We start from the raw sequence: 21,436 nt of genomic DNA on the forward strand, positions 1-21,436 counted from the left end.
CGCGGCCGGCCCCTCGGCATGATCGGGGCACGTCAGGCGGGGCCGGAGGTGTCCGGACGGCCCGTCAGCCCGGCCGCCGCGGCGTGCACTTCGTCCACGAGCAGCCGGACGTCGGCCTCGGTGGTGGTGGCGTTGAGCAGGCAGGCGCGGAGCATCTCGTGCCCGCCGAGCACGGCGCCGGTGACGAACACCCGGCCGCGCAGCTGGACCGCCGCGGGCAGCTCCCGGTTGATCCGGTCCAGCTCCTCCCCGTCCAGCCCGGCGGGCCGGTACCGGAAGGCGACGATCGAGGTCTCCACCGGCGCCAGCAGCTCCAGCGCCGGGTCGGCCTCGACCAGCTCGCCGAGCCGGCGGGCCAGCGCGGTGGTGTGCGAGATGTCGGCGGCCACGCCCTCGCGGCCGCGGTGCGCGACGGACGCCCAGACCTTCAGCGAGCGGAACGGCCGGGTCTGCTCGGTGCCGTACTCGGAGAACCAGCCCAGCGAGCCGGCCGCCTCGTCGCGCAGGTAGGAGGGCACCAGGCTGAAGGTGCCGCGCAGGCCCCCGGTGTCCCGGACGAGCGCGCAGCCGCAGTCCACCGGCACGCCCAGCCACTTGTGCGGGTCCAGGGCGAGCGAGTCGGCGCGGTCCATGCCCGCGTAGCGGTGGGCGATCACCGGGTCGAGCACGCCGAACGCGCCGTACGCGCCGTCCACGTGCATCCACAGGCCCTCGCGCTCGGCGAGGTCGGCGATCGGGTGGAACGCGTCGACGGCGCCGGTGCCGACGGTGCCGGCCGAGGCGACCACCAGGAAGGGCAGCCGCCCGGCCGCCCGGTCCTCGGCGATCGCGGCCTCCAGGGCGGCGGTGTCCAGCCGGCCCTCGGCGTCGGTGGCCACCGTGCGCAGGTGGCGGCTGCCGAGGCCGAGCAGCTCGGCGGCCTTGCGGACGCAGGAGTGGGTCTCGCCGGTGACGTAGCCGACCAGCGGCGGCAGCGCGGCGAGGCCCTCGGCACGGACGTCCACCCCGGCCCGCAGCGCGGCCCGGTTCCGGGCGGCGGCCAGGCAGACGATGGTGGCCATCGAGGTGCCCGAGGTGAGCAGACCGCCGCCGGCCGGGTGCGGGAAGCCCACCAGCTCGGCGATCCAGCGGACCACGGCCCGCTCCAGGTGGACGTCGGCGTGGTCGCCGCCGGCCGAGCTGGGGTTCATCGCGGAGGCGACCAGGGTGGCGAGCACACCGGCGGGCTGCGGGGCGGAGTTCACCCAGCCGAAGAACCGCGGGTTGCCGTTGCCCATGGGCGCCGGCAGCACCTGCTCGGCGACGGTCTTGAGCAGGCCGTCCAGGTCGGTGCCGGTCTCGGGGAGCGGCAGGTCCAGCAGCGCCTGCCGGTCGGCCACGGCCATCGGCTGCCAGACCGGGCGGTCGGCCAGGCCCTCCAGGTGGTCGGCGACCAGGTCGGCCGCGGCGTGCGCCGCACTGCGGAAGTCTTCGGAGGTCATGGTGGGTGCACTCCAGAGAACGGGGGTGGGGGAAGCCATGGCGCGGCTTCCTCGGCGCACCCGCGTCCCGATCGTACGCTCCTTACATCGGCGTGGATCCACCCAGGTGCCCCACGTGCCCCTGCGCTTGCCCCGTCAGTCCAGGGTGCTGGAGAGGCCGCCCGCGGAGCGGCAGTAGCCGGCGATCTCCTTGTCGGTGATCTGCTTGCAGAGCTTGGCCGCGGCGCCGGACTCGGTGTAGTTGACCGTCCAGTAGCTGACCAGGCCCTGGGTGCAGGCCTTGCGCTGCCAGGTGTCGGCGGCGGTGGCGCACTGCTGGGCGGCCCAGTCGGCGCGGTCCAGGTTGTACTTCATGGTGCGCGAGCCGACCCCGCGGCTGCAGTCGTTGGCGCCGCCGGAGGCCTGGGCGTTGAGGCACCACTTGAGCGCCCCGGCGAAGGCCTCGGGGTGGTTGGCGTAGTCGTGCGAGCTGAGGTACAGGGTCGGCGCGTAGAAGAAGCAGGCGGACTGGAAGAGGGCCGGCTGCTCGGGGCAGGGGTAGAGCGGTTCGGCGGCGAGCTTGTCGGCGGGCAGGTTCGCCTTGGCCTTCTCGTCCTCCTCGTCCGGGGCGAAGAGCTGCATGAACAGGCCCTCGGAGCAGGTGATCCGGCGGCTGGTGCTGGGGAACTTGCTGCACAGGTCGCGGGCGGAGGGGATGTCCTGCTTGGTGACGAACATGATCCCGTGGCCGACGCCGTGGATGCACGGCCCGGTGTTGGCGGGTGCGCAGAGCGTCAGGATGTCCGCTTGCGGGTTCTTGGATGCCGCGAGCATCTCCTCGACCGCGCCGTGCAGGTAGCCGGCCGCGCAGGTCTCGTGCGGGAAGGAGATGACCTTCTGGAAGTCCTCGTGGTACCGCTTCACCGCGGTGTGGCCGAGCTCGTGCGCGATCGGGTGGCAGAACCGCACGGTGTACGGCTTCTCCTTGGTGATCTTGTCGAGGTCGGCCAGCGCCACGCCGGGGTCGGTGGCGTCCATCTCGGCGACCAGCTTGTTCCGCAGGGTGGAGCGGGTCCACACCGCGGGGTCGCCGGTCGGCGAGGCGGACGCCGGGGTGGCTCCGCCGGGCGCGGCCTGGGTGGTGGCGGGCACGCCGGCCGCGACCGGTGCCGTCTCGGGGGTCCAGCGGGTCACCGAGACCGCGCCGATCCCGAGGACGCCGAGCAGGACTGCGGTGACGATCGCGAAGATCCGCGGATGCATGGTGCTGATTCCCCCGGTGGTCGACGACGGACGGGCGGCACTCCCATCCTGACGTCGGCGGCACCGATTGCACGGACCGGCCGCCGCCGAACGGTGAGGTGTCGGCACCACCGGGGGAGCGGTTTCCCCCGGACGGCGCAACAGGCCCCCCTGTCGACACCTCACCCCCACCGTCTCACATCACGAGTGACACGTCGTACGTTCGCAGCCAGTCGTCGATGCCGAGCACCACTTCGGTGGCGGCCCGGGCGTACTGCGGGTCGGCGCCCGGCGCCAGCGCCTCGGCGACGGCCGTGCGGTCCAGCAGGGCCGCGGCGGGGGAGTCCCGGTCGGCGGCGAGCCGGCCGAGGGCCGACTGCAGCGAGCGCGGGTAGCGCAGGTCCTGGATCGAGGGGTAGGGGCTCTTCGCCCGGTCGGCGACGGCGTTCGGCAGCAGGTCGCGCACGGCGGCCCGCAGCAGGCTCTTCTCCCGGCCGTCGGCGGACTTGATCCGCCACGGCGTGTTGAAGACGTACTGGACCAGCCGGTGGTCGCAGAACGGCACCCGCACCTCCAGGCCGCAGGCCATCGACAGCCGGTCCTTGCGGTCCAGCAGGATCCGGACGAACCGGGTCAGGCTCAGGTGGGTGAGCTCGCGCATCCGGCGTTCCACCGGGTCGGTGCCGGGCAGCTGCGGCACGGCGGAGACCGCCTCCCGGTAGCGGTCGGCCCGGTAGGCGTCCAGGTCCAGCCCGGCGAGCAGGCCCGGGTCGAGCAGGCCCTCGCGGGGGCCGGCGCCGAGCCCGGCGGTGCGGGCCAGCAGGGCGGCCCAGGGGAAGGTCTCGGCGGCGATCAGCGCCGGGTCGTGGAACCAGGGGTAGCCGCCGAACAGCTCGTCCGCGGCCTCGCCGGACAGCGCCACCGTCGAGTCCCGGCGCACCGCCCGGAAGAGCAGCAGCATCGAGGTGTCCATGTCGCCGAACTCCCAGGGCAGGTCGCGGGCGCGCAGCACGGCGGTCCGGTGCGCCGGGTCGCTCAGGGTGTCGCTGTCCAGCTCGACGGTGCGGTGGTCGGCGCCGACGTGCTCGGCGAGCAGCCGGGCGTACGGGCCGTCCGGGGTGCCGCGCATCGCGTCCGGGCGGAACCGCTCGGTCTGCCCGGCGTAGTCGACGGCGAAGGTGCGGACGGGGCCCGCGCCGCGCCGCCGCAGCGCCTGCGCGGCGAGCGCGGTGATCGCGCTGGAGTCGAGTCCGCCGGAGAGCAGGGCGCAGAGCGGCACGTCGGAGTCCAGCTGCCGCCGTACGGTGTCGGCCAGCAGTTCGCGGACGGCCGCCGCGGTGGCCGCAGCGTCGTCGGTGTGCTCGCGGGCCTCCAGCGCCCAGTACCGGCGGGCGGTCAGCCCGGAGCGGCGGACGGTGACCACCTGGCCGGGCTGCACCTCGACGAGGCCCCGGTAGACGGCGTGGCCGGGCGTGCGGGCGGTGCTGAGCAGTTCCCGCAGCCCGTCGAGGTCGACCTCGGGGCGCAGCGCCGGGTGGGCGAAGAGCGCCTTGGGTTCGGAGCCGAACAGCACGCCGGCGCCGGTGCGGTGGTAGTGCAGCGGTTTGACGCCCATCCGGTCGCGGACGAGCAGCAGTTCCTCGCGGCGGGCGTCCCAGAGCGCGAAGGCGTACATGCCGTTCAACCGGTCGACGAAGCGCGGGCCCCACTGGAGGTAGGCGCGGAGCACGACCTCGGTGTCGCTGCGGGTGCGGAAGCGGTGCCCGGCCTGCTGCAGGGCGGTGCGCAGCTCGCGGTGGTTGAAGACCTCGCCGCTGTAGCTGAGGACGGCGGGGGAGTGGCCGCCCTGCTCGGCGGCCATCGGCTGGGCGCCGCCGGCCGGGTCGATCACGGAGAGCCGCCGGTGGCCGAGCGCGGCGTGCCGGGTGAGGTGCAGCCCACCGCCGTCCGGGCCCCGGCAGGCCATGGTGGCCGTCATCGCCTCCAGCGCCGCGCGTTCCCGGGTGAGGTCCCGGTCGAACGCCACCCACCCCGCGATTCCGCACATGCCGCCTCCGCAACTGTCTTTGGCGTGTACGGATCAGCACGCTACGCGGGAGCGTTCGGCCGCTGCAAGTGTGTTCGAGAGGGCCGAACCAGGGAATGTCTGCCCGATTTCGGGCAGAAATCTTGGGCTTCCGGCGATCGGGCGCATAGAGTCCTCGACCGTGCCCGCCTCACCCCACCCTCATGAAGACCTCCTCGCCCACCTCACCCGCACCAGCCCGCTCGGGCCGGGCGAGGCGGCGCGGGTCGTCGCGGAGGTGATCGCGTACTTCTCCGAGACCACCGAGGAGTACGTCCGCCGCCGCCACGGTGAGCTGCAGGCACGCGGCCTGACCAACGAGCGGATCTTCGCCCGCCTCGGCGCCGAACTGGCGTCCCGGCGAGTCGCGGCGCCCGAGCTGTCCACCCGCCAGCTGCGCCGCATCGTGTACGGGTGAGCCGCCCGACCGCTGAACCGAAGGAGTCCCACCCATGTGCGGAATCGTGGCCTACATCGGCCCCAAGGACGCGACCACCTTCCTGCTGGAGGGCCTGCAGCGACTGGAGTACCGCGGCTACGACTCGGCCGGCGTCGCCGTCACCGGCAGGACCGGCAGCCTGAAGGTGTGCAAGACGAAGGGCCGGGTCGCCGACCTCGCCGCCGCCGTCCCCGCCCGGTTCAGGGGCACCACCGGCATCGGCCACACCCGCTGGGCCACCCACGGCGAGCCCAGCGACGCCAACGCCCACCCGCACGTCGACAACGCCGAGCACATCGCCGTCGTGCACAACGGCATCATCGAGAACGCCGACGAACTGCGCGCCAAGCTGACCGCCGAGGGCGCCGTCTTCACCTCCGAGACCGACACCGAGGTGCTCGCCCACCTGGTCGCCGCGCACGGCGGCGAGGGCACCGAGCTGGAGGACGCCGTCCGCGCCGCCCTCAAGCACGTCGTCGGCACCTACGGCATCGCCGTCGTCGACGCCCGCCAGCCCGACCGCATCGTCGTCGCCCGCAACGGCAGCCCGATCGTGCTCGGCCTCGGCGAGAAGGAGATGTTCGCCGCCTCCGACGTCGCCGCCCTCGTCCGCTACACCCGCCAGGTCGTCCACCTGGAGGACGGCGAACTCGCCGTCGTCCGCGCCGACGGCTTCCGCACCTTCACCGAGGACGCCCGCACCGTCACCCGCCAGCCGTCCACCGTCGACTGGGAGGTCGGCTCCTACGACACCGGCGGCTACGAGCACTACCTGCTCAAGGAGATCCACGAGCAGCCCGCCGCCGTCGAGCGCACCCTCTCCGGCCGCCTCGACGAGCGCTTCGCCACCGCCCACCTCGGCGGCCTCAACCTCGACGCCCGCGAACTGCGCGAGATCCGCCGGGTGAAGATCCTCGGCTGCGGCTCCGCCTACTACGCCGGCGAGATGGGCGCCCAGCTCATCGAGGAGCTCGCCCGGATCCCCGCCCACAGCGAGCCCGCCTCCGAGTTCCGCTACCGCAACCCCGTCATCGAGGCCGACACCCTCTACGTCGCGGTCAGCCAGTCCGGCGAGACCTACGACACCCTCGCCGCCGTCCAGGAGATCAAGCGCAAGGGCGGCCGCGTCCTCGGCGTCGTCAACACCGTCGGCAGCGCCATCGCCCGCGAGTGCGACGGCGGCATCTACCTGCACGCCGGCCCGGAGATCTCGGTCGCCTCCACCAAGGCCTTCACCTCCACGGTGATCGCCTTCGCGCTGCTCGCCCTGCACTTCGGCCGCATCCACGACCTCTCGCCCGCCGACGGCCGCCGCATCGTCGCCGCGCTCAAGGCCCTGCCCGGGAACATCCGGGAGATCCTCGACCAGCAGGACGAGATCGCCGAGCTCGCCGCCGAGTACGCCGACAACGCCGGGATGATGTTCATCGGCCGGGTCCGCGGCTACCCGGTCGCCCGCGAGGGCGCCCAGAAGCTCAAGGAGATCAGCTACGTCCACGCCGAGGCGTACCCCGCGAGCGAGCTCAAGCACGGCCCCCTCGCGCTGATCAGCCCCGAACTCCCCACCGTCGCCCTCGTCCCCGACGACGAGCTGCTCGACAAGAACCTCACCACCCTCGGCGAGATCAAGGCCCGCTCCGGCCGCGTCCTCGCGATCGCCCACCGCGCCCCCGAGACCAAGCTCGCCGACCACTGCATCGTCGTCCCCAAGAGCGAGCCCGAGCTCGACCCGCTGCTCCTCAACATCCCGCTCCAGCTGCTGGCCTACCACGCCGCGGTCGCCCTCGGCCGGGACGTGGACAAGCCGCGCAACCTCGCCAAGTCCGTCACCGTCGAGTAGCCGCACCCCGACGGGCCGGCCGGCCGGGGGCGTTGCGCCCCGGCCGCCCGGCCCGTCGGCGCCGCTACGGACCGGCCGCCCGGAGCAGCACCTCGGCGGCCTCCGTCCGGGCGTACAGCACCTGGCGGCCGGCGCGGTGCGCGTCGAGCAGACCCGCGGCGCGCAGCGCGCCGAGGTGCTGCGAGACACCGCCCGGCGAGATCCCCGTGCGGCGGGCGAGCTCACCCGTCGACGCCGGCTCGTCCAGTTCGGCCAGCAGCCGCGCCCGGGTCCTTCCGAGGACGGCCGCCAGCGCCTGCGACGGCTCGTGCTCGCGCCGCTCCCACAAGGTGGCGACCCCGCGCGGCGGGTAGCGCAGCGTCGGCTGCCAACCCGGGCCGGTCACCGAGAAGACCGTCGGCCAGACGAACGCCGAGGGCACCAGCAGCAGCCCCTGCCCACCCAGCCGGCGCCCGCCGCGCGCGTACCGGTGGCCGATGCGGAGCGTCTCGCCCTCCCAACCGACCTGGGAATCCAGGTCGTTGAGCAGACCCTCGGCGCCCGACCGGGCCAGCAGCCGGGCCCGGTGCAGCACGTCCCCCTCCAGCAGCGCCCGCAGCCTCGGCCACAGCGGCGCGAGCACCACCGCCCAGAAGGCCTCCACCGCGTCGGCGAGTTCGGCCAGCCCGCGGGCCGGGTCCGCACGCAGCGCGGCGACCCGCTCGGACCGCGGCGCACGAGGGCCGCTCAGCCCGGCCCGGACCGCCTCCGGTGCGGTTGCCCGCAACCCGTCCAGCTCCAGCCGCAGATCGGGCACCGAGGTGGTCGGCGGCGGCGCGACGAAGACCGGGATGGTCCGCGGCGGCTCCGGGACGAGGTCGGCGAGCAGCCCCCAGTCCGGCCCGGCGGCGTCCAGCCGCTCCCGCGCCGGACCGCTCCACGGCAGGTACAGCGGATGCTGCTCCGGCCGCTTGAGGACCCGGACGGCCGCCACCACCTCCCAGAGCGGTGAGAGGGCGAACCGGGTCAGCGCCAGGTCGCGGGTGGTGAACTCCAGGTCCAGCATCGGCACTTCGTCCTCCACGCCCGTCGACCGGCGGTCGCCCCGGGCCGCTCCGAATTTAGCCCACACTGAATCCGTGGCCGTGACGGGCCACCGGACGCCATCGTCCCGGGTCATGACCACCACTCACACCCGGGCGCCCTCGCCCGCCGCCGTACCGGACGGCCCGGACAGCGCCTACCGGCTGCTGATCGCCGCGGCCGCCGCCGGCAAGGCCGGCAGCGCCGTCGGCGGCCTCGCCGTGCCGCTCACCGCCGTCCTCGCCCTGCACAGCCCCGCCTGGCAGGTCGGTCTGCTCGCCGCGCTCCAGACCGCCGCCTTCCTCCTCATCGGCCTGCCGGCCGGGGCCTGGGTCGACCGGCTCCGCAAACGGCCCGTCATGATCGCCGCGGACGTCGCCCGCGCGCTGCTGTACGCCTCCGTCCCGGCGGCCTGGGCGCTCGGCTGCCTGGGCTTCCCCCAACTCTGTGCGGTCTCACTGCTGGCGGGCACCGCCACCGTGTTCTTCGACATCGCCGCCCAGAGCCACCTGCCGTCCGTGGTCGGCCGCGCCGGACTCACCCGGGCCAACGCCCACCTGGTCACCGTCGACGCCGTCGCCCAGATCGGCGGACGCAGCGCCGGCGGCCTCCTGGTCGCCCTGCTCACCGCCCCCGTGACCCTGCTCGTGGACGCCGCCGGCTGCCTAGGATCGGCCTGGCTGCTGCGGCGGATCCGGCACCCCGAACCGGCCCCCGCCCCGACCCGCCCCGACGGCCCGCGCCTGGCCGACGAGATCCGGGACGGGCTCCGCTTCGTCCTCACCCACCCCGTCCTGCGGCCGATCGCCCTCGCCGGCGCCCTCACCAACGTGTCCGTCCAGCTCTGCCAGACCGTGCTGCCACTGCTCTTCGCCCGGACGCTCGGGCTGCCGGACGCGGCCACCGGCCTGTTCCTCGCCGTCGGCGGCGTCGGCGTCTTCCTCGGCTCCCTGCTCGCCCGCCCCCTGGCCCGCCGGACGGGGGCCGGACGGCTGCTCTGGCTGATGGGGATCGCGGTGGCACCGGTCGGCATCGGCGTCGCGCTGGTCGACCGGGGGCCGGCGCTCTGGTGCGCGGCCGCCGCCTGGCTGGTGACCACGCTCAAGGTCGGCATCGACAACGTGATCAAGGTCAGCTTCCGCCAGCACGTCACCCCCGACCACCTGCTCGGCCGGATGAACGCCACCATGCGGGTGATCCTCACCGGAGCCCTCACCGTCGGCGGCGCCCTGGCGGGCCTGCTCGGCACCCTCTTCTCCGAACGGGCCGCCCTCTGGGCCGGAGCCCTCGGCCTCGCCCTGGTCTGGCTCCCGATCCGCCGCTCCCCCCTCCGCACCGCCCCCACCCTCCCGGGCACCTGACGGGAAACGGCGAAGCCGAAGGACGAAGCCCGTTCAGGGGCCCGGGGAACTGCGCGCAGCGGAAGGAACGGGCCTGCCACCGGTGCACTCGGGTGGGTGCGGGAGCGTCGGTGTGCGGCCTTCCGTTTCGCGCAGTTCCCCGCGCCCCTGTCGGGGTTCGCCCGACGGGGAGGGCAAGCCGATTCGGGGGCGCGGGCGGCCGACCCCGCCCGGGGTGGTCCCCGATGGTGCTTCCGCGCCGGTCAGGCCTCCACGACCCGGAGGAAGCGGACGGCCGGGTCGGTGGCTCCGCGGACGTGGCCGGTGGGGGCGGCGGCCACGGCGTGGAGGAAGGCGACGAGTTCGGCGGTGATCTCCTCGCCGGGCAGCACGTTGGGGATGCCGGGCGGGTAGGCGGAGAGGGCGTCCGCGGAGATCCGTCCGACCGCCCGGGCGGCGGGCACCGACCGCCCCGGCGCCAGGAACGCCTCCCGCGGTGTCATCCGGACGGCTCCCGGCGCGGGGAGCTCCGGCCCCGGGGCGTCCTCGGCGACGCCCGGGACCACCGGCAGGGCGTGCAGGGCCGCCGCGAACCGTTCCGCCTCGGGCCCGGCGCCCGCGCCGACCACCGCGACGACGGCGGCGTCGGTCGCGACCTCGACCAGGACCCCGTGCTCCTGCATCAGCCGCCGCCGGGCCTCGTGCCCGGAGATGCCGCCGGCCCGGACGTCCACGGAGACCCGCAGCGGGTCGGTGGCGACGATGTCCCGGAAGCGTCCGAAGCCGTCGCTGACCACCCGGAACCGTCCGCCGGCCCGTACCGCGGCCCGCATGGCGTCGGCGGTGGCCAGTGACTCCGAGATCGCCCGGTGCCCGGTGACGAGGGTCCGCCGGGCCTCGTCCAGCGAGGCGAGCAGCAGGGAGCTGGCGCTGGTCGACTGGGTGAGGTGGAAGACGCGTTCGACGAGCGGTTCGAGCCGGTCCGCGAAGGGCCCGTTGCCGAGGTGCAGCATGGCGGCCTGGGTGAGTGCCCCGCCGAGTTTGTGGGTGCTGGAGACGACCAGGTCGGCGCCGTGCGCGAGCGCGTTCGCGGGCAGCGCGGGGTGGAAGCCGAAGTGGGAGCCCCAGGCCTCGTCGACGATCAGCGGGACCCCGGCGGCGTGCGCGACCCGGGCGAGCGCGGCCACGTCGGCGACGGCGCCGAAGTAGCTGGGGGTGACGACGTAGGCGGCCGCCGCGTCGGGGTTCCGGGCGAGGGCGACGGCGAGGTCGCTCGCGGTGACGCCGTGGGCGATGCCGGTCCGGGCGTCCACGGTCGGCTGGACGAAGGCGGCGCCGAGGCCGGACAGCACCAGGCCGTCCACGACGCTGGAGTGCACGCTGCGCTGGACGACGAGGGTCCGGCCGAGCGACTGGGCGACCAGGGCGGCGATCCGGTTGCCCTGCGAGGCGCCGTTGGTGAGGAACCAGGTCCGCCGGGCGCCCCAGGCGTCGGCGGCGAGCTGCAGGGCCTGGTCCATCGGGTTGTCCGGGCCCAGGTCGATGCCCTCCAGCAGGGGCGGCACGTCGCGCCGCAGCACGGCCTCGCCGACGTGTCCGGCCAGCCCGGCGAAGCGGTCCGGGTCGGCGCCGTGCCCGGGCACGTTGAGCCGCAGCCAGTCGCGGTCCGCGCTCGCCCGTACCGCCTCGGCGTAGGGGGCGCGCAGCTGGTCCGGGTCGGCGGCGGGGACGAGGGAGGAGAGGGTCATGGTGCTCACCCTCCGACCGTCGCACCGCGCCGCCCATCGAGGCACCCGGTACTTTTCTGGACATCTCCAGAAAACCTCGATGACTCCACCCCGGCCACGACGGGGACCGACCCACACCCGGACCGACCCACACCCGGACCGCCCCACGCTCGCAACACCGACAGCCGAGGCCCCACCCGTGCTCGATCTCCGCCACCTGCAGGTGCTCCGCGCCATCGCCCGCGAGGGCTCGCTGGCCGCCGCGGGCCGCTCCCTGCGGCACAGCCAGCCGACGGTGAGCCACCACCTGGCCACCCTGGAGGCGCACTTCCGCACCCCGCTGGTCCACCGCGGCGCCCGCGGCGCCGTCCTCACCGAGGCGGGCCTCGCCCTGCTGCCCCACGCCGAGGCGGTGCTCGACCGGGTCCGGGTCGCCGAGCGGGAGCTCGCCGACCTGGTGGAGCGGGGCGCCGCCACGCTCCGGGTCGGCACCTTCCCGACCGCGGGTGCGCTGCTGCTGCCGCCGGCGGTCCGCACCCTGCACCGCGCCGGGGTGCACCTGGCGCTCACCGAGGGCGAGCTGCCGGCCCTGCTGGCCGGGCTGCGCAGCCGGCAGCTGCAGGTCGCCCTGGTCTACTCCCGCTCGGACGGCGGCCTGGACCTCGGCGAGGACTTCGTCGTCCACCCGCTGCTGGAGGATCCGCTGCAGCTCGTCCTGCCGGCCGACCACCCGCAGGCCGGCCGCGACCGGGTGCCGCTGGCGGCGCTGCGTGAGGACGGCTGGATCCTCGGGGTGAGCGACGCCGACCCGGTCGACCGGGTGCTGTTCCGGGCGTGCGCGGAGGACGGCTTCGAACCCGTGCCGGTGCTGCGCACCGACGACTACTCGGTGCTGCAGGGGTTCGTCGCCGCCGGGGTCGGTGTGGCGCTGCTGCCGAGGCTCGGTCTCGGCCCGCACCGGGACGACCTCGTGGTGCGGCCGGTCGACGGTCCGCAACTGGCCCGGCGGATCGGGGTCGCCGCGCTGCGCACCAGCGATTCGGCGAACGCCAGGGCCCTGCTGGCAGCCCTCCGTGACGAGGCGGACCGGCTGCGTCACCGCTGGTCGGAGGCGGACCGGGCGGCGGGCGGCGGGGGGTGATGCCCCGTCAGCTCGGGTGGACTATGGTGCGACCATGGCACTGGAGTGGGAGCAGGTCGTCGTCGACTCCGCCGATCCGGTGGCGCTCGGCCGCTGGTGGGTGTCCGCCCTCGGGTGGACGGTGGTCAACGACGCGCCGGACGAGTTCGAGATCCGCCCGTCCGCGGACCGGCTGCCCGGTCTGATCTTCGTCCCGGTGCCCGAGCGCAAGCAGTTGAAGAACCGCCTCCACCTGGACTTCCGCCCCGACGACCAGGCGGCCGAGGTCGAGCGGCTGCTCGCCCTCGGCGCCCGCCGGGCCGACGTCGGACAGGACGGGGCACCCTGGGTCGTCCTCGCAGACCCGGAAGGCAATGAGTTCTGCGTCCTCGCCCAACGAAGCGACCCTTGAACGGGACCCCACACACGGGAGACTTGCGATGCGATTCGGGATCATCGGTACGGGCACGGTGGGCCGCACCCTGGCCGCCAAGCTCGTCGCGCTGGGCCACGAGGTCACCCTCGGCTCGCGCACCAAGGACAACGCGGCGGCCGTCTCCTGGGCGGACCAGTCCGGCCCGAACGGCCACGCCGGCACCTTCGCCGACGCCGCCGACTTCGGCGAGGTGGTGATCAACGCCACCGCCGGGACGGTCTCGCTGCCGGCGCTGCGGCTCGCCGGTGCGGAGCGGCTGGCGGGCAAGGTGCTGATCGACGTCTCCAACCCGCTGGTGTTCTCGCCGACCGGCGAGGTCAGCCTGGAGCCGGTCAACACCGACAGCGTCGGCGAGCAGATCCAGCGGGAGTTCCCCGAGGCCCGGGTGGTCAAGGCGCTCAACACGCTGTCCGCCCCGCTGATGGTGGACCCGGGCCGGGTGCCCGGCCCGCACCAGCTGTTCGTCGCGGGGGAGGACCCGGAGGCGAAGGCCCTCGTCCGCGGGGTGCTGGAGCAGTTCGGCTGGCCCGGTGACCAGGTCGTCGACCTCGGCGGGATCAGCGCGGCCCGCGGCACCGAGATGCTGATGCCGTTCTGGCTCCGGCTGATGGGCCACTTCGGCCACACCGACTTCAACTACTCGATCAGGAGCGCCGACTGACCATGACGGATCAGGCACCACCCCCGTACCGGCCGGTCACCGAGGACTGGCAGACCGCCCTCGCCGTCGTCGCGCACCCCGACGACATGGAGTACGGCGCCGCGGCGGCCGTCGCCCGCTGGACCTCCCAGGGCAAGCGCGTGGTCTACGTGATGGCCACCAGCGGCGAGGCCGGCATCGACTCGATGGACCCGGAGACCTGCCGCCGGGTCCGCGAGGAGGAGCAGATCACCTCCGCGGCCCTCGTCGGCGTCGACGTGGTGGAGTTCCTCGGCCACCAGGACGGCGTCGTCGAGTACGGCCTGCCGCTGCGCAAGGACATCGCCCGGACGATCCGGCGGCACCGCCCGGAGATCGTGATCACCACCAACTTCCGCGAGACCTACGGCGGGACGTGGCCCAACCAGGCGGACCACATCGCGGTCGGCCGCGCCACCCTGGACGCCGTCCGGGACGCGGGCAACCGCTGGGTCTTCCGCGACCTGCTGGACGAGGGCCACGAGCCGTGGAACGGCGTCCGGCAGCTGTGGGCCGCGGCCTCGCCGGACTCCGGCCACGCGGTGGACACCACCGAGTCCTTCGACCTCGGCGTCGCCTCGCTGGAGGCGCACCGTGCGTACCTCGACGGACTCGGCGGCGACATGGCGGACGCCCGCGGCACGCTGGAGACCTTCGGGGCGATGGCCGGCGAGCGGCTCGGCACCCGTTACGCGTCGCCGTTCGAGGTCATCCTGCTGGGCTGACCGCCCGGCCCGCCCGGCCCGCCCGGACCGGACCCGCCGGCACCGGACCCGCCCGTACCCGGCCCGTCCCCGCCGTTCCTCCGCGGGGGCGGGCCGGGCTGCGCCCCGGACCCGTCGGCCGGCCCGTCCTGCGCGGCCGAGTCCCGCGCCGACCCGTCCTGCGCGGACACCTCCTGCGCGGCCGAGTCCCGTGCCGGTGCCTCCCCGCTCTCCGCGGGTCCGGCGGCGGCCCGGCGGCGCCGCTTCAGGTAGGCGCGGAGCCCGACGAGGGCGACCAGCACGCCGAGCGCGGCGAGCAGGTAGACCTGGTAGCGCAGCGCCTGTTCGTAGAGGGTGCCGATGTCCGTGCCGAGGGCGTAACCGAGCGCGGCCCAGACGCCCACCCAGAGCGCGGCGCCGGCGACGTTGGCGGGCAGGAAGCGCCGCCAGGCCATGTCGGTGGTGCCGGCGATGATCCCGTTGGTCTGGCGCAGGACGTCGACGAACCGGGCGACCAGGACGACCTTGACGCCGTTGCGCCGGAAGAAGCCCTCGGCGTGGGCCATCCGGGCCGGGGTGAGCCAGACGTACTTGCCCCAGCGGTGGACGAAGGCGTGGCCGCCGGTGCGGCCGATCAGGTAGCCGAGGCTGTTGCCGACCACCGCGGCGGTGAACGCCACCGCGACCACGCCCGCGATGGACATCCGGCCGGTGCCCGCGTAGACGGCGGCCAGCACCAGGACGGTCTGGCCGGGGACGGGGATGCCGCAGTTGTCGAGCAGCACGAGCAGGCCCACTGCCAGATAACCGTAGTCGTCCAGCAGTGGGGCCAGGTGGGCCAGCGGGCCCGGCAGCGGAGGCGGGGTCGTCAATCCCTTAGCGGCGTTCCTGCTGGTGCTCGATGACGCAGTCGGGGCCGGGGTAGACCAGGCCGTCGTGACCGTCCTCGAAGCGGACCAGGTACGGGGGCTCGCCGTCGGTCCCGCGGACCTCGATGATCTCGCCCTTGCGGTCCACCATGCCGACGGACCGGCTGTGGATGTGGAGCTGGTCGCCCACAGTGGCTTGCATGATCATGCTCCTCGGTGGCTGTCGACACTGAACTGTGCTTCCACTCTGCGGCGCGGGCCGGGTGCACGCAATGGGGGCAGATGGGGCACAACTTCCCTCACCTCTCAGGTGATCAGATCTTTGCTGATCCATCACATCCAAATTGCAGTCTTAGATCGATTTTTTGCGCACGGGTATGGACTTCGTGCATCCGCTGCTCATAGTCTCGCCACGCCCGGCGGGAAGCCGCGGGCTGCACCGGTGCGTCGTCGACGCGGCGTCAGTGCGGTGCGGCGGCCGGGCACTTGCCCCCACCCGGAGCACCCCCACGATCGGCAAGGATGTGCAGCCGCAGATGCAGCAACCACCCCCCACCCGGCACGGCAGGCGCACCGTCGCGGCCCTGACCGCCACCGCCCTCGGCACCGTCGGCCTGCTGACCGCCGTCCTGGCGAACGCCGGTGCCGCGCACGCCGCCGGCGTGCCCGCCCTCTCCCCGCTGAACGTCCCGGGCCGCGGAGCGACCGTGCCGTTCGTCGAGCAGGAGGCGGAGTACGCCGCCACCAACGGCACCGTGATCGGCCCCGACCGCAAGTACGGCGCGCTGCCGTCCGAGGCGTCCGGCCGGCAGGCCGTCGCGCTCAACGGCACCGGCCAGTACGTCGAGTTCACGCTGACCCAGCCGGCCAACTCGATCGACTTCCGCTACAGCCTGCCGGACTCGGCGGACGGCAAGGGCCGCGACGCCTCGATCGACCTGCTGGTCGACGGTGCCAAGCTGAAGAGCGTCCCCGTCACCTCGAAGTACAGCTGGTACTACGGCGGTTACCCGTTCAACAACAACCCGGGCGACTCCAACCCGCACCACTTCTACGACGAGACCCGCACCCTGCTCGGCCGGACCTACCCGATCGGCACCAAGATCCGGCTGCAGGTCGCCTCGACCGCCCAGTCACCCACCTTCACCATCGACCTGGCGGACTTCGAGAACGTCGCCGGGCCGATCGGCAAGCCGGCCGGCGCCCTCGACGTGGTCGCCGACTTCGGGGCCGACCCGACCGGTGCCACCGACTCCACCGCAAAGTTCCAGGCCGCGGTCGACGCGGGCGCGGCCCAGGGCAGGACGGTGTACATCCCGCAGGGCGACTTCACCCTGTACAGCCACGTGGTCGTGGACAAGGTCACCCTGGTCGGCGCCGGCCCGTGGTACTCGGTGCTCGGCGGGCGCGACCCGAACAACCGCGCCAACGCGGCCGGCGTCTACGGCAAGTGGGCCAACCAGGGCGGCAGCTCGAACGTCACCCTCAAGGACTTCGCGATCATCGGCGACATCCGCGAGCGGGTCGACGAGGACCAGGTCAACGCGCTCGGCGGCGCGATGTCCAACTCCACCGTCGACAACCTGTGGCTGCAGCACACCAAGGTCGGCGCCTGGATGGACGGGCCGATGGACCGCCTCACCATCAAGAACAGCCGCATCCTCGACCAGACCGCCGACGGCGTGAACTTCCACACCGGCGTCACCAACTCGACGGTCACCAACACCTTCGTCCGCAACACCGGTGACGACGGCCTCGCCTCCTGGCCGCAGGACAAGCCGAACACCAACGACAGCTTCACCCACAACACCGTGGTGCTGCCGATCCTGGCGAACAACATCGTCACCTACGGCGGCCGCGACTTCACCATCTCCGACAACGTCATGTCGGACACCATCACCAACGGCGGCGGCCTGCACATCGCCAACCGCTACCCGGGGGTCAACTCCGGCAGCGGCACCGCCGTCGCGGGCACCATCACCGCCGCCCGCAACACCCTGATCCGCACCGGCAACAGCGACTACAACTGGAACTTCGGCGTCGGCGCGGTCTGGTTCAGCGGCCTCAACGAGCCGATCAGCGGCGCGACGATCAACATCACCGACACCGACGTCCTGGACAGCTCCTACGAGGCGATCCAGACCATCGAGGGTGCGGCCAACGGCATCAACTTCACCAACGTGAACATCAACGGCGCCGGCACCTTCGCCGTCCAGGCGCAGGCCAACGCCACCCTGAAGTTCACCAACGTGAAGGCCACCAACATCGCGCAGTCCGCCACGCCGATCCACAACTGCGTGGGCACCGGCTTCGTCATCACCGACGGCGGCGGCAACTCGGGCCTGACCGGTTCCACCTGCACCGGAACCTGGCCGGCCCCCGTCTGGACGTACAACGGCGTGCCCTCGAACCCGGGCACCTCCAGCCCCTCGCCGAGCCCCTCGCAGTCCTCCTCCCCCTCGCCGAGCCCGTCCTCCTCGCCGACGCCGACCTGCCCGACCGGCACCGGCAACATCGCGCAGGGCAGGCCCGCCACCGCATCCGGCAGCAACCAGACCTACGGTGCGGGCAACGCGGTCGACGGTGACGCCAACTCGTACTGGGAGAGCGCGAACAACGCGTTCCCGCAGTGGGTGCAGGTCGACCTGGGCTGCGCGGTGGGCCTCGGCAAGGTCACCCTGAAGCTGCCGCCGGCCTCCGCCTGGAACACCCGCACCGAGACCCTCTCCGTGCAGGGCTCCACCGACGGCTCGTCCTTCACCACCCTGGCGGGCCCGGCCGGCCGCACCTTCGACCCGGCCACCGGCAACACGGTGACGATCGACCTCCCGGCGAACTCGACCCGCCACCTGCGGATCGCGGTGACCGGCAACACCGCCTGGCCGGCCGCGCAGTTCTCCGAGGTGCAGGCCTTCCTCGGCAGCGGCCAGACGTCCTCCCCGACGCCGACGCCGACGCCGACCCCGAGCACCACGCCGGGCTGCAATCCCGGCACCGGCAACATCGCGCAGGGCGAGCCCGCCACCGCGTCCGGCTCCACCCAGACGTACGGTGCGGGCAACGCCGTGGACGGTGACGCCAACTCGTACTGGGAGAGCGCGAACAACGCGTTCCCGCAGTGGGTGCAGGTCGACCTGGGCTGCGCGGTGGCGCTCGGCAAGGTGACCCTGAAGCTGCCGCCGGCCTCGGCCTGGAACACCCGGACCCAGACCCTGGCGGTCTCCGGCTCCACCGACGGCTCGTCCTTCGGCACGCTGGCGGGTCCGGCCGGCCGCACCTTCGACCCGGCCACCGGCAACACGGTGACGATCGACCTCCCGGCGAACTCGACCCGCCACCTGCGGATCACCGTGACCGGCAACACCGCCTGGCCGGCCGGCCAGCTCTCCGAACTCCAGGCCTTCGCCTCCTGACCGCGAAGACCTGGCAGCGGATGCCCACCTCGCCGGAGGTGGGCATCCGCTTTTCCCGGCTCCGTGTTCAAGCAGCCGGCCCCGTGGTCAGGCGGCGGGCCGCTCCGCCAGGTAGCCGCGCAGGAGCCGCTTGCACTCTCCGATCAGCGCCGGATCGCCCTCCGGGTCCACCCGGAAGGCCACCTTGAGGACGGCGTCCGCGCACTCCATCGCCACCCGCAGCGCCAGCGCGGAGCCCGGGTAGGCGAACAGCTCGCCGCCCAGGGCGCCGATCCGTTCGGCGACCGCCGCGTTGTTGTCCAAGTCCCGGTCGAGCAGGTGCCGGTCGTCCCGCAGGTCGCCCGGCACCGCGGCGACCAGGCCGAAGTCCAGGTGGCCGAAGCCGGCGACGCTGCGCTTCATCGCGACGAACTCGTCCACCGCCAGGTCGACGAAACCGGCGCCGCCGACCGGCGCCGCCGCTTCGATCCGGACGGCCAGCCGGGAGAGGAAGCGGTCCAGGTTCCGCTCGGCGAGGGCGCCCAGCAGGCTCTCCTTGCCGGAGAAGAACTGGTACAGCGTGCCGATCGGCACCTGCGCCCGGTGGGCCACCTCCTTGGTGGTCAGTGCCGTCGGGCCGACCTCGTCGAGCAGGCCCGCGCAGGCGTCCAGCAGCCGCTCGTACCGTTCCTGGCTGCGCTGCTGGACGGGCCGGCGCCGGACCGCCCCGGACGGCGGCCGGTGGTCTGTCCCCGTCTGCGCCTTCATGGGATCACTGTGCCGTATCGGGCATTCCACGCGCGAATCACGTGCGGTGCGGCGGTCGGACGGCCTCTCGGTCGTCGACGAGCGCTGCCACCACGACCCGGGCGACGCGGGGCGACGCGTTCGGCCGTCCAGTGGCCGGGCTCCTCCGTCGAGGAGACGTGGTGGCCGCGGGTCGGCAGCGACAGGACGTCGGCGGCCGGGCGGGCGTCGGACACCCCCGCGGCGACGGGGGCGTACGGCACCGGCTCCGGCCCGCAGCCCCTCTGGCCCGATGGCCTTCCGGGCCCGAACTCCTCGCTCGACCGGCTCCGGCACGTGGGCCGCGCCGTCCTGCAGAAAACGCTTGACGAATGGTCAAGAAGCGTTGACCATTGATGGCATGCCTACCGACGATCTTCCCGAGACGTTCCACGTCACCACCGACGAACAGCTGCGGGCCGTCTCCAACCTGACGCGCCACCGGATCATGGCCGTACTCCGCTTCGAGCCCGCGACGATCACGCAGATCGCCGAGCGCGTGGGCCTCGCGAAGGGGAGTTCCAGCTACCACGTACGACTGCTCGAACGGGCCGGCCTGGTGACGGTGGTGCGCACCCGGAAGGTCCGCGGGGTCACCGAGCGGTACTACGCCATGGCCGCGCGGTCGATCGTGCTGCCGGACCCGGGCGAAGGAGGGTCCGACGTGCTGATGCGGCACGCGGTGGCGGACCTGGAGGCGGCGCCCGCGGACGGTGAGCGGCACGTGCGGATGGCCCATCTGCGGCTCACCGAGGAGCAGTTCGCGGAGCTGGGGGCGCGGCTGGAGGCACTGGCGGACGAGTACCGGGAGCTGTCCGACCCGGCGCTGCCGGACGCGTCACTCGTCTTCGCGCTCTTCCACCCGGCGTCGCGCGTGCAGGCCGAGGGGGACGCCAAGTGACTTCGGACATAGGTAAGTTGCCCGCCGGGTTCGGACGACTGTGGACCGCGCAGACGGTGTCCTCGCTCGGTGACGGCGTGTCGCACGCCGCGCTGCCGCTGCTCGCACTGACGTTGACGCGGGATCCGATGGCGCTCGCCGTCGTCTCGGCCGCCGGAACGCTGCCGTGGCTGCTCTTCGGGGTGCTCGGCGGTGCGCTGGTGGACCGCTGGGACCGTCGCCGCACGATGTGGGCCACGGACGCGGCACGCGCGGTGCTGCTCGCGGTACCGGCGGCAGCGGCCGCGCTCGACGTGCTCAGCATCCCCCTGCTCGCGGCCGTCGCCTTCCTGCTCGGCCTCGGCGGACTCTTCTTCGACACGGCCGCCACGGCCTACCTGCCGGACCTGCTCGGCCGCGACCCCGCGCTCCTGGAACGCGCCAACTCCCGCCTGCGCGGCAGCCAGACCGCCGCCTCCGGCTTCGCGGGGCCGCCCGCGGGCAGCGCCCTGCTCGCGCTCGGGCGGGCGTTCCCGCTGCTCACCGACGCCGTGTCGTTCGCACTCTCCGCACTGCTCGTGCGCTCGCTGCCCGCCGCGCCCCGGCCCGTACCGCAGGCCCGTGAGTCGCTGCTGCGCCAGGCGCGGGACGGCGCCTCGTACGTGTTCCGGGACCGGCTGCTGCTCGGCCTCGCGCTGCGCCCGGCCGTCGGGAACATCGCCTTCCTCGCCGTGGAGACCGTACTCGCGCTCTTCGCGCACGACCGTCTCGGCATCGGCACCTCCGGCTTCGGCCTGCTCCTCACGGCGGAGGCCACCGGCGGTCTGCTCGGCGCGGGCATCGCCTCCTTCCTCGGCCGGCGACTCGGCACCGGCACCGCGCTGACCTGCACGGCCGCGGTCGAGGGACTCGCCGTCCTGGGGCTCGCCGCCGCCCCGAACCCGTACGTCGCCGGCCTCGCGCTCGCCGTCTGCGGGGCGGGCATGGGCGCCACCATGGTGCTCGCCCCCTCCCTCCGGCAGGCGGTCGTCCCCGCCCACCTGATGGGCCGGGTCGCCTCCACCTCCCGCATGCTCGCCATGTGCGCCGCCCCGTTCGGCGCCTTCCTCGGCGGCTGGCTGGCCACCGCCTACGACGTACGCACCCCGCTCTACGCCGCCGCCGGCCTCCTCCTCACCATGACCGCCGTCACGTCGACCATGACCAGCAACCGCCGGGTCGAGGCGGCGTTGCGCGCCGCCGTCCCGGCCGGGGGCCCGGAGCGCGCAGAATCCGCGGATCTCGTTCCGGAGGGCGCCGTCTAGATGATTGATGCCAAGGGCTCGCTGGCACGCATGACATGAAGCGAGGGAGTCCAAAGGTCGGTTGTGACGCCTGACCTGGACTCCCTCGCGA

At 73.7% G+C, this 21,436-nt stretch carries 17 protein-coding genes and 2 pseudogenes; 11 read left to right on the forward strand and 8 right to left on the reverse strand.

Going from position 1 to position 21,436, the window contains the following annotated elements; all coding sequences use genetic code 11:
* Positions 1-32: 32 nt before the first annotated feature.
* The 3 genes from AB0442_RS31295 to asnB form a co-directional block, all read right to left on the reverse strand.
* Entirely contained in the window at positions 33-1,481 is a 1,449-nt protein-coding gene (locus tag AB0442_RS31295; RefSeq protein WP_366166990.1) for a pyridoxal-dependent decarboxylase, read from the reverse strand.
* A gap of 135 nt (positions 1,482-1,616) precedes the next feature.
* Positions 1,617-2,723, reverse strand: coding sequence for a hypothetical protein (locus AB0442_RS31300; protein WP_366166991.1), 1,107 nt, complete (start codon positions 2,721-2,723; stop codon positions 1,617-1,619).
* A gap of 175 nt (positions 2,724-2,898) precedes the next feature.
* The gene (asnB, locus tag AB0442_RS31305; protein WP_366166992.1) at positions 2,899-4,749 is read right to left on the reverse strand and encodes an asparagine synthase (glutamine-hydrolyzing); all 1,851 of its coding nucleotides are present in this window, start codon (positions 4,747-4,749) and stop codon (positions 2,899-2,901) included.
* A 160-nt stretch (positions 4,750-4,909) separates the two neighbouring features.
* Here asnB and AB0442_RS31310 point away from each other — a divergent pair, with 160 nt between their 5' ends.
* Positions 4,910-5,185 carry a hypothetical protein gene (locus AB0442_RS31310; protein ID WP_030269292.1) on the forward strand — a complete coding sequence of 92 codons (276 nt, stop codon included), beginning with the start codon at positions 4,910-4,912 and terminating at the stop codon, positions 5,183-5,185.
* 34 nt (positions 5,186-5,219) lie between these two features.
* Positions 5,220-7,046: a glutamine--fructose-6-phosphate transaminase (isomerizing) gene (gene glmS, locus AB0442_RS31315; protein WP_366166993.1), complete on the forward strand. Its 1,827-nt coding sequence runs from the start codon at positions 5,220-5,222 to the stop codon at positions 7,044-7,046.
* A gap of 64 nt (positions 7,047-7,110) precedes the next feature.
* Here the strand turns inward: glmS and AB0442_RS31320 are convergent, their stop codons facing one another.
* A complete protein-coding gene (locus AB0442_RS31320) occupies positions 7,111-8,091 on the reverse strand; it encodes a DUF5937 family protein (RefSeq protein WP_366167003.1) in 981 nt (326 codons plus the stop codon).
* Between the two features lie 112 nt (positions 8,092-8,203).
* On the opposite strand from AB0442_RS31320, the gene AB0442_RS31325 reads away from it, so the two are divergent.
* Positions 8,204-9,469, forward strand: coding sequence for an MFS transporter (locus AB0442_RS31325; RefSeq protein WP_366166994.1), 1,266 nt, complete (start codon positions 8,204-8,206; stop codon positions 9,467-9,469).
* A 242-nt stretch (positions 9,470-9,711) separates the two neighbouring features.
* Here the strand turns inward: AB0442_RS31325 and AB0442_RS31330 are convergent, their stop codons facing one another.
* The gene (locus AB0442_RS31330; protein ID WP_366167004.1) at positions 9,712-11,196 is read right to left on the reverse strand and encodes an amino acid decarboxylase; all 1,485 of its coding nucleotides are present in this window, start codon (positions 11,194-11,196) and stop codon (positions 9,712-9,714) included.
* Between the two features lie 178 nt (positions 11,197-11,374).
* Here AB0442_RS31330 and AB0442_RS31335 point away from each other — a divergent pair, with 178 nt between their 5' ends.
* The 4 genes from AB0442_RS31335 to AB0442_RS31350 are packed head-to-tail and all read left to right on the forward strand — an operon-like array spanning position 11,375 to position 14,135.
* Positions 11,375-12,316, forward strand: a complete 942-nt coding sequence (locus AB0442_RS31335; RefSeq protein ID WP_366166995.1) for a LysR family transcriptional regulator — start codon at positions 11,375-11,377, stop codon at positions 12,314-12,316.
* 34 nt (positions 12,317-12,350) lie between these two features.
* Positions 12,351-12,707, forward strand: coding sequence for a VOC family protein (locus tag AB0442_RS31340; RefSeq protein WP_363539346.1), 357 nt, complete (start codon positions 12,351-12,353; stop codon positions 12,705-12,707).
* A 28-nt stretch (positions 12,708-12,735) separates the two neighbouring features.
* Positions 12,736-13,392: an NAD(P)-binding domain-containing protein gene (locus tag AB0442_RS31345; protein WP_366166996.1), complete on the forward strand. Its 657-nt coding sequence runs from the start codon at positions 12,736-12,738 to the stop codon at positions 13,390-13,392.
* 2 nt (positions 13,393-13,394) lie between these two features.
* Positions 13,395-14,135, forward strand: coding sequence for a PIG-L deacetylase family protein (locus tag AB0442_RS31350; protein WP_363539350.1), 741 nt, complete (start codon positions 13,395-13,397; stop codon positions 14,133-14,135).
* Here AB0442_RS31350 and AB0442_RS31355 read toward each other — a convergent pair.
* Both AB0442_RS31355 and AB0442_RS31360 read right to left on the reverse strand, forming a co-directional pair.
* Positions 14,099-14,986, reverse strand: a complete 888-nt coding sequence (locus AB0442_RS31355; RefSeq protein WP_366166997.1) for a DedA family protein — start codon at positions 14,984-14,986, stop codon at positions 14,099-14,101. The genes AB0442_RS31350 and AB0442_RS31355 overlap by 37 nt on opposite strands.
* Positions 14,987-14,990: 4 nt before the next feature.
* A complete protein-coding gene (locus AB0442_RS31360; RefSeq protein WP_095877200.1) occupies positions 14,991-15,185 on the reverse strand; it encodes a DUF1918 domain-containing protein in 195 nt (64 codons plus the stop codon).
* Between the two features lie 334 nt (positions 15,186-15,519).
* Between AB0442_RS31360 and AB0442_RS31365 the strand changes: the two are divergent.
* Both AB0442_RS31365 and AB0442_RS31370 read left to right on the forward strand, forming a co-directional pair.
* Positions 15,520-17,898, forward strand: a pseudogene (locus AB0442_RS31365) (discoidin domain-containing protein); the annotation flags it as partial.
* 117 nt (positions 17,899-18,015) lie between these two features.
* A pseudogene (locus tag AB0442_RS31370) lies at positions 18,016-18,396 on the forward strand (discoidin domain-containing protein); the annotation flags it as partial.
* A gap of 87 nt (positions 18,397-18,483) precedes the next feature.
* On the opposite strand, the gene AB0442_RS31375 reads toward AB0442_RS31370, so the two are convergent.
* The gene (locus AB0442_RS31375) at positions 18,484-19,143 is read right to left on the reverse strand and encodes a TetR/AcrR family transcriptional regulator (protein WP_366166998.1); all 660 of its coding nucleotides are present in this window, start codon (positions 19,141-19,143) and stop codon (positions 18,484-18,486) included.
* Positions 19,144-19,522: 379 nt separating this feature from the next.
* On the opposite strand from AB0442_RS31375, the gene AB0442_RS31380 reads away from it, so the two are divergent.
* Together AB0442_RS31380 and AB0442_RS31385 are read left to right on the forward strand one after the other, a co-directional pair.
* Positions 19,523-20,062: a winged helix-turn-helix domain-containing protein gene (locus AB0442_RS31380; protein ID WP_366166999.1), complete on the forward strand. Its 540-nt coding sequence runs from the start codon at positions 19,523-19,525 to the stop codon at positions 20,060-20,062.
* Complete coding sequence (locus AB0442_RS31385) at positions 20,059-21,345, forward strand: MFS transporter (protein ID WP_366167000.1); 1,287 nt, start codon at positions 20,059-20,061, stop codon at positions 21,343-21,345. The genes AB0442_RS31380 and AB0442_RS31385 overlap by 4 nt, the downstream gene beginning before the upstream one ends.
* Positions 21,346-21,436: the final 91 nt, after the last annotated feature.

The sequence above is a fragment of the Kitasatospora sp. NPDC085895 genome (assembly GCF_040702125.1).
Lineage (GTDB): Bacteria > Actinomycetota > Actinomycetes > Streptomycetales > Streptomycetaceae > Kitasatospora > Kitasatospora arboriphila.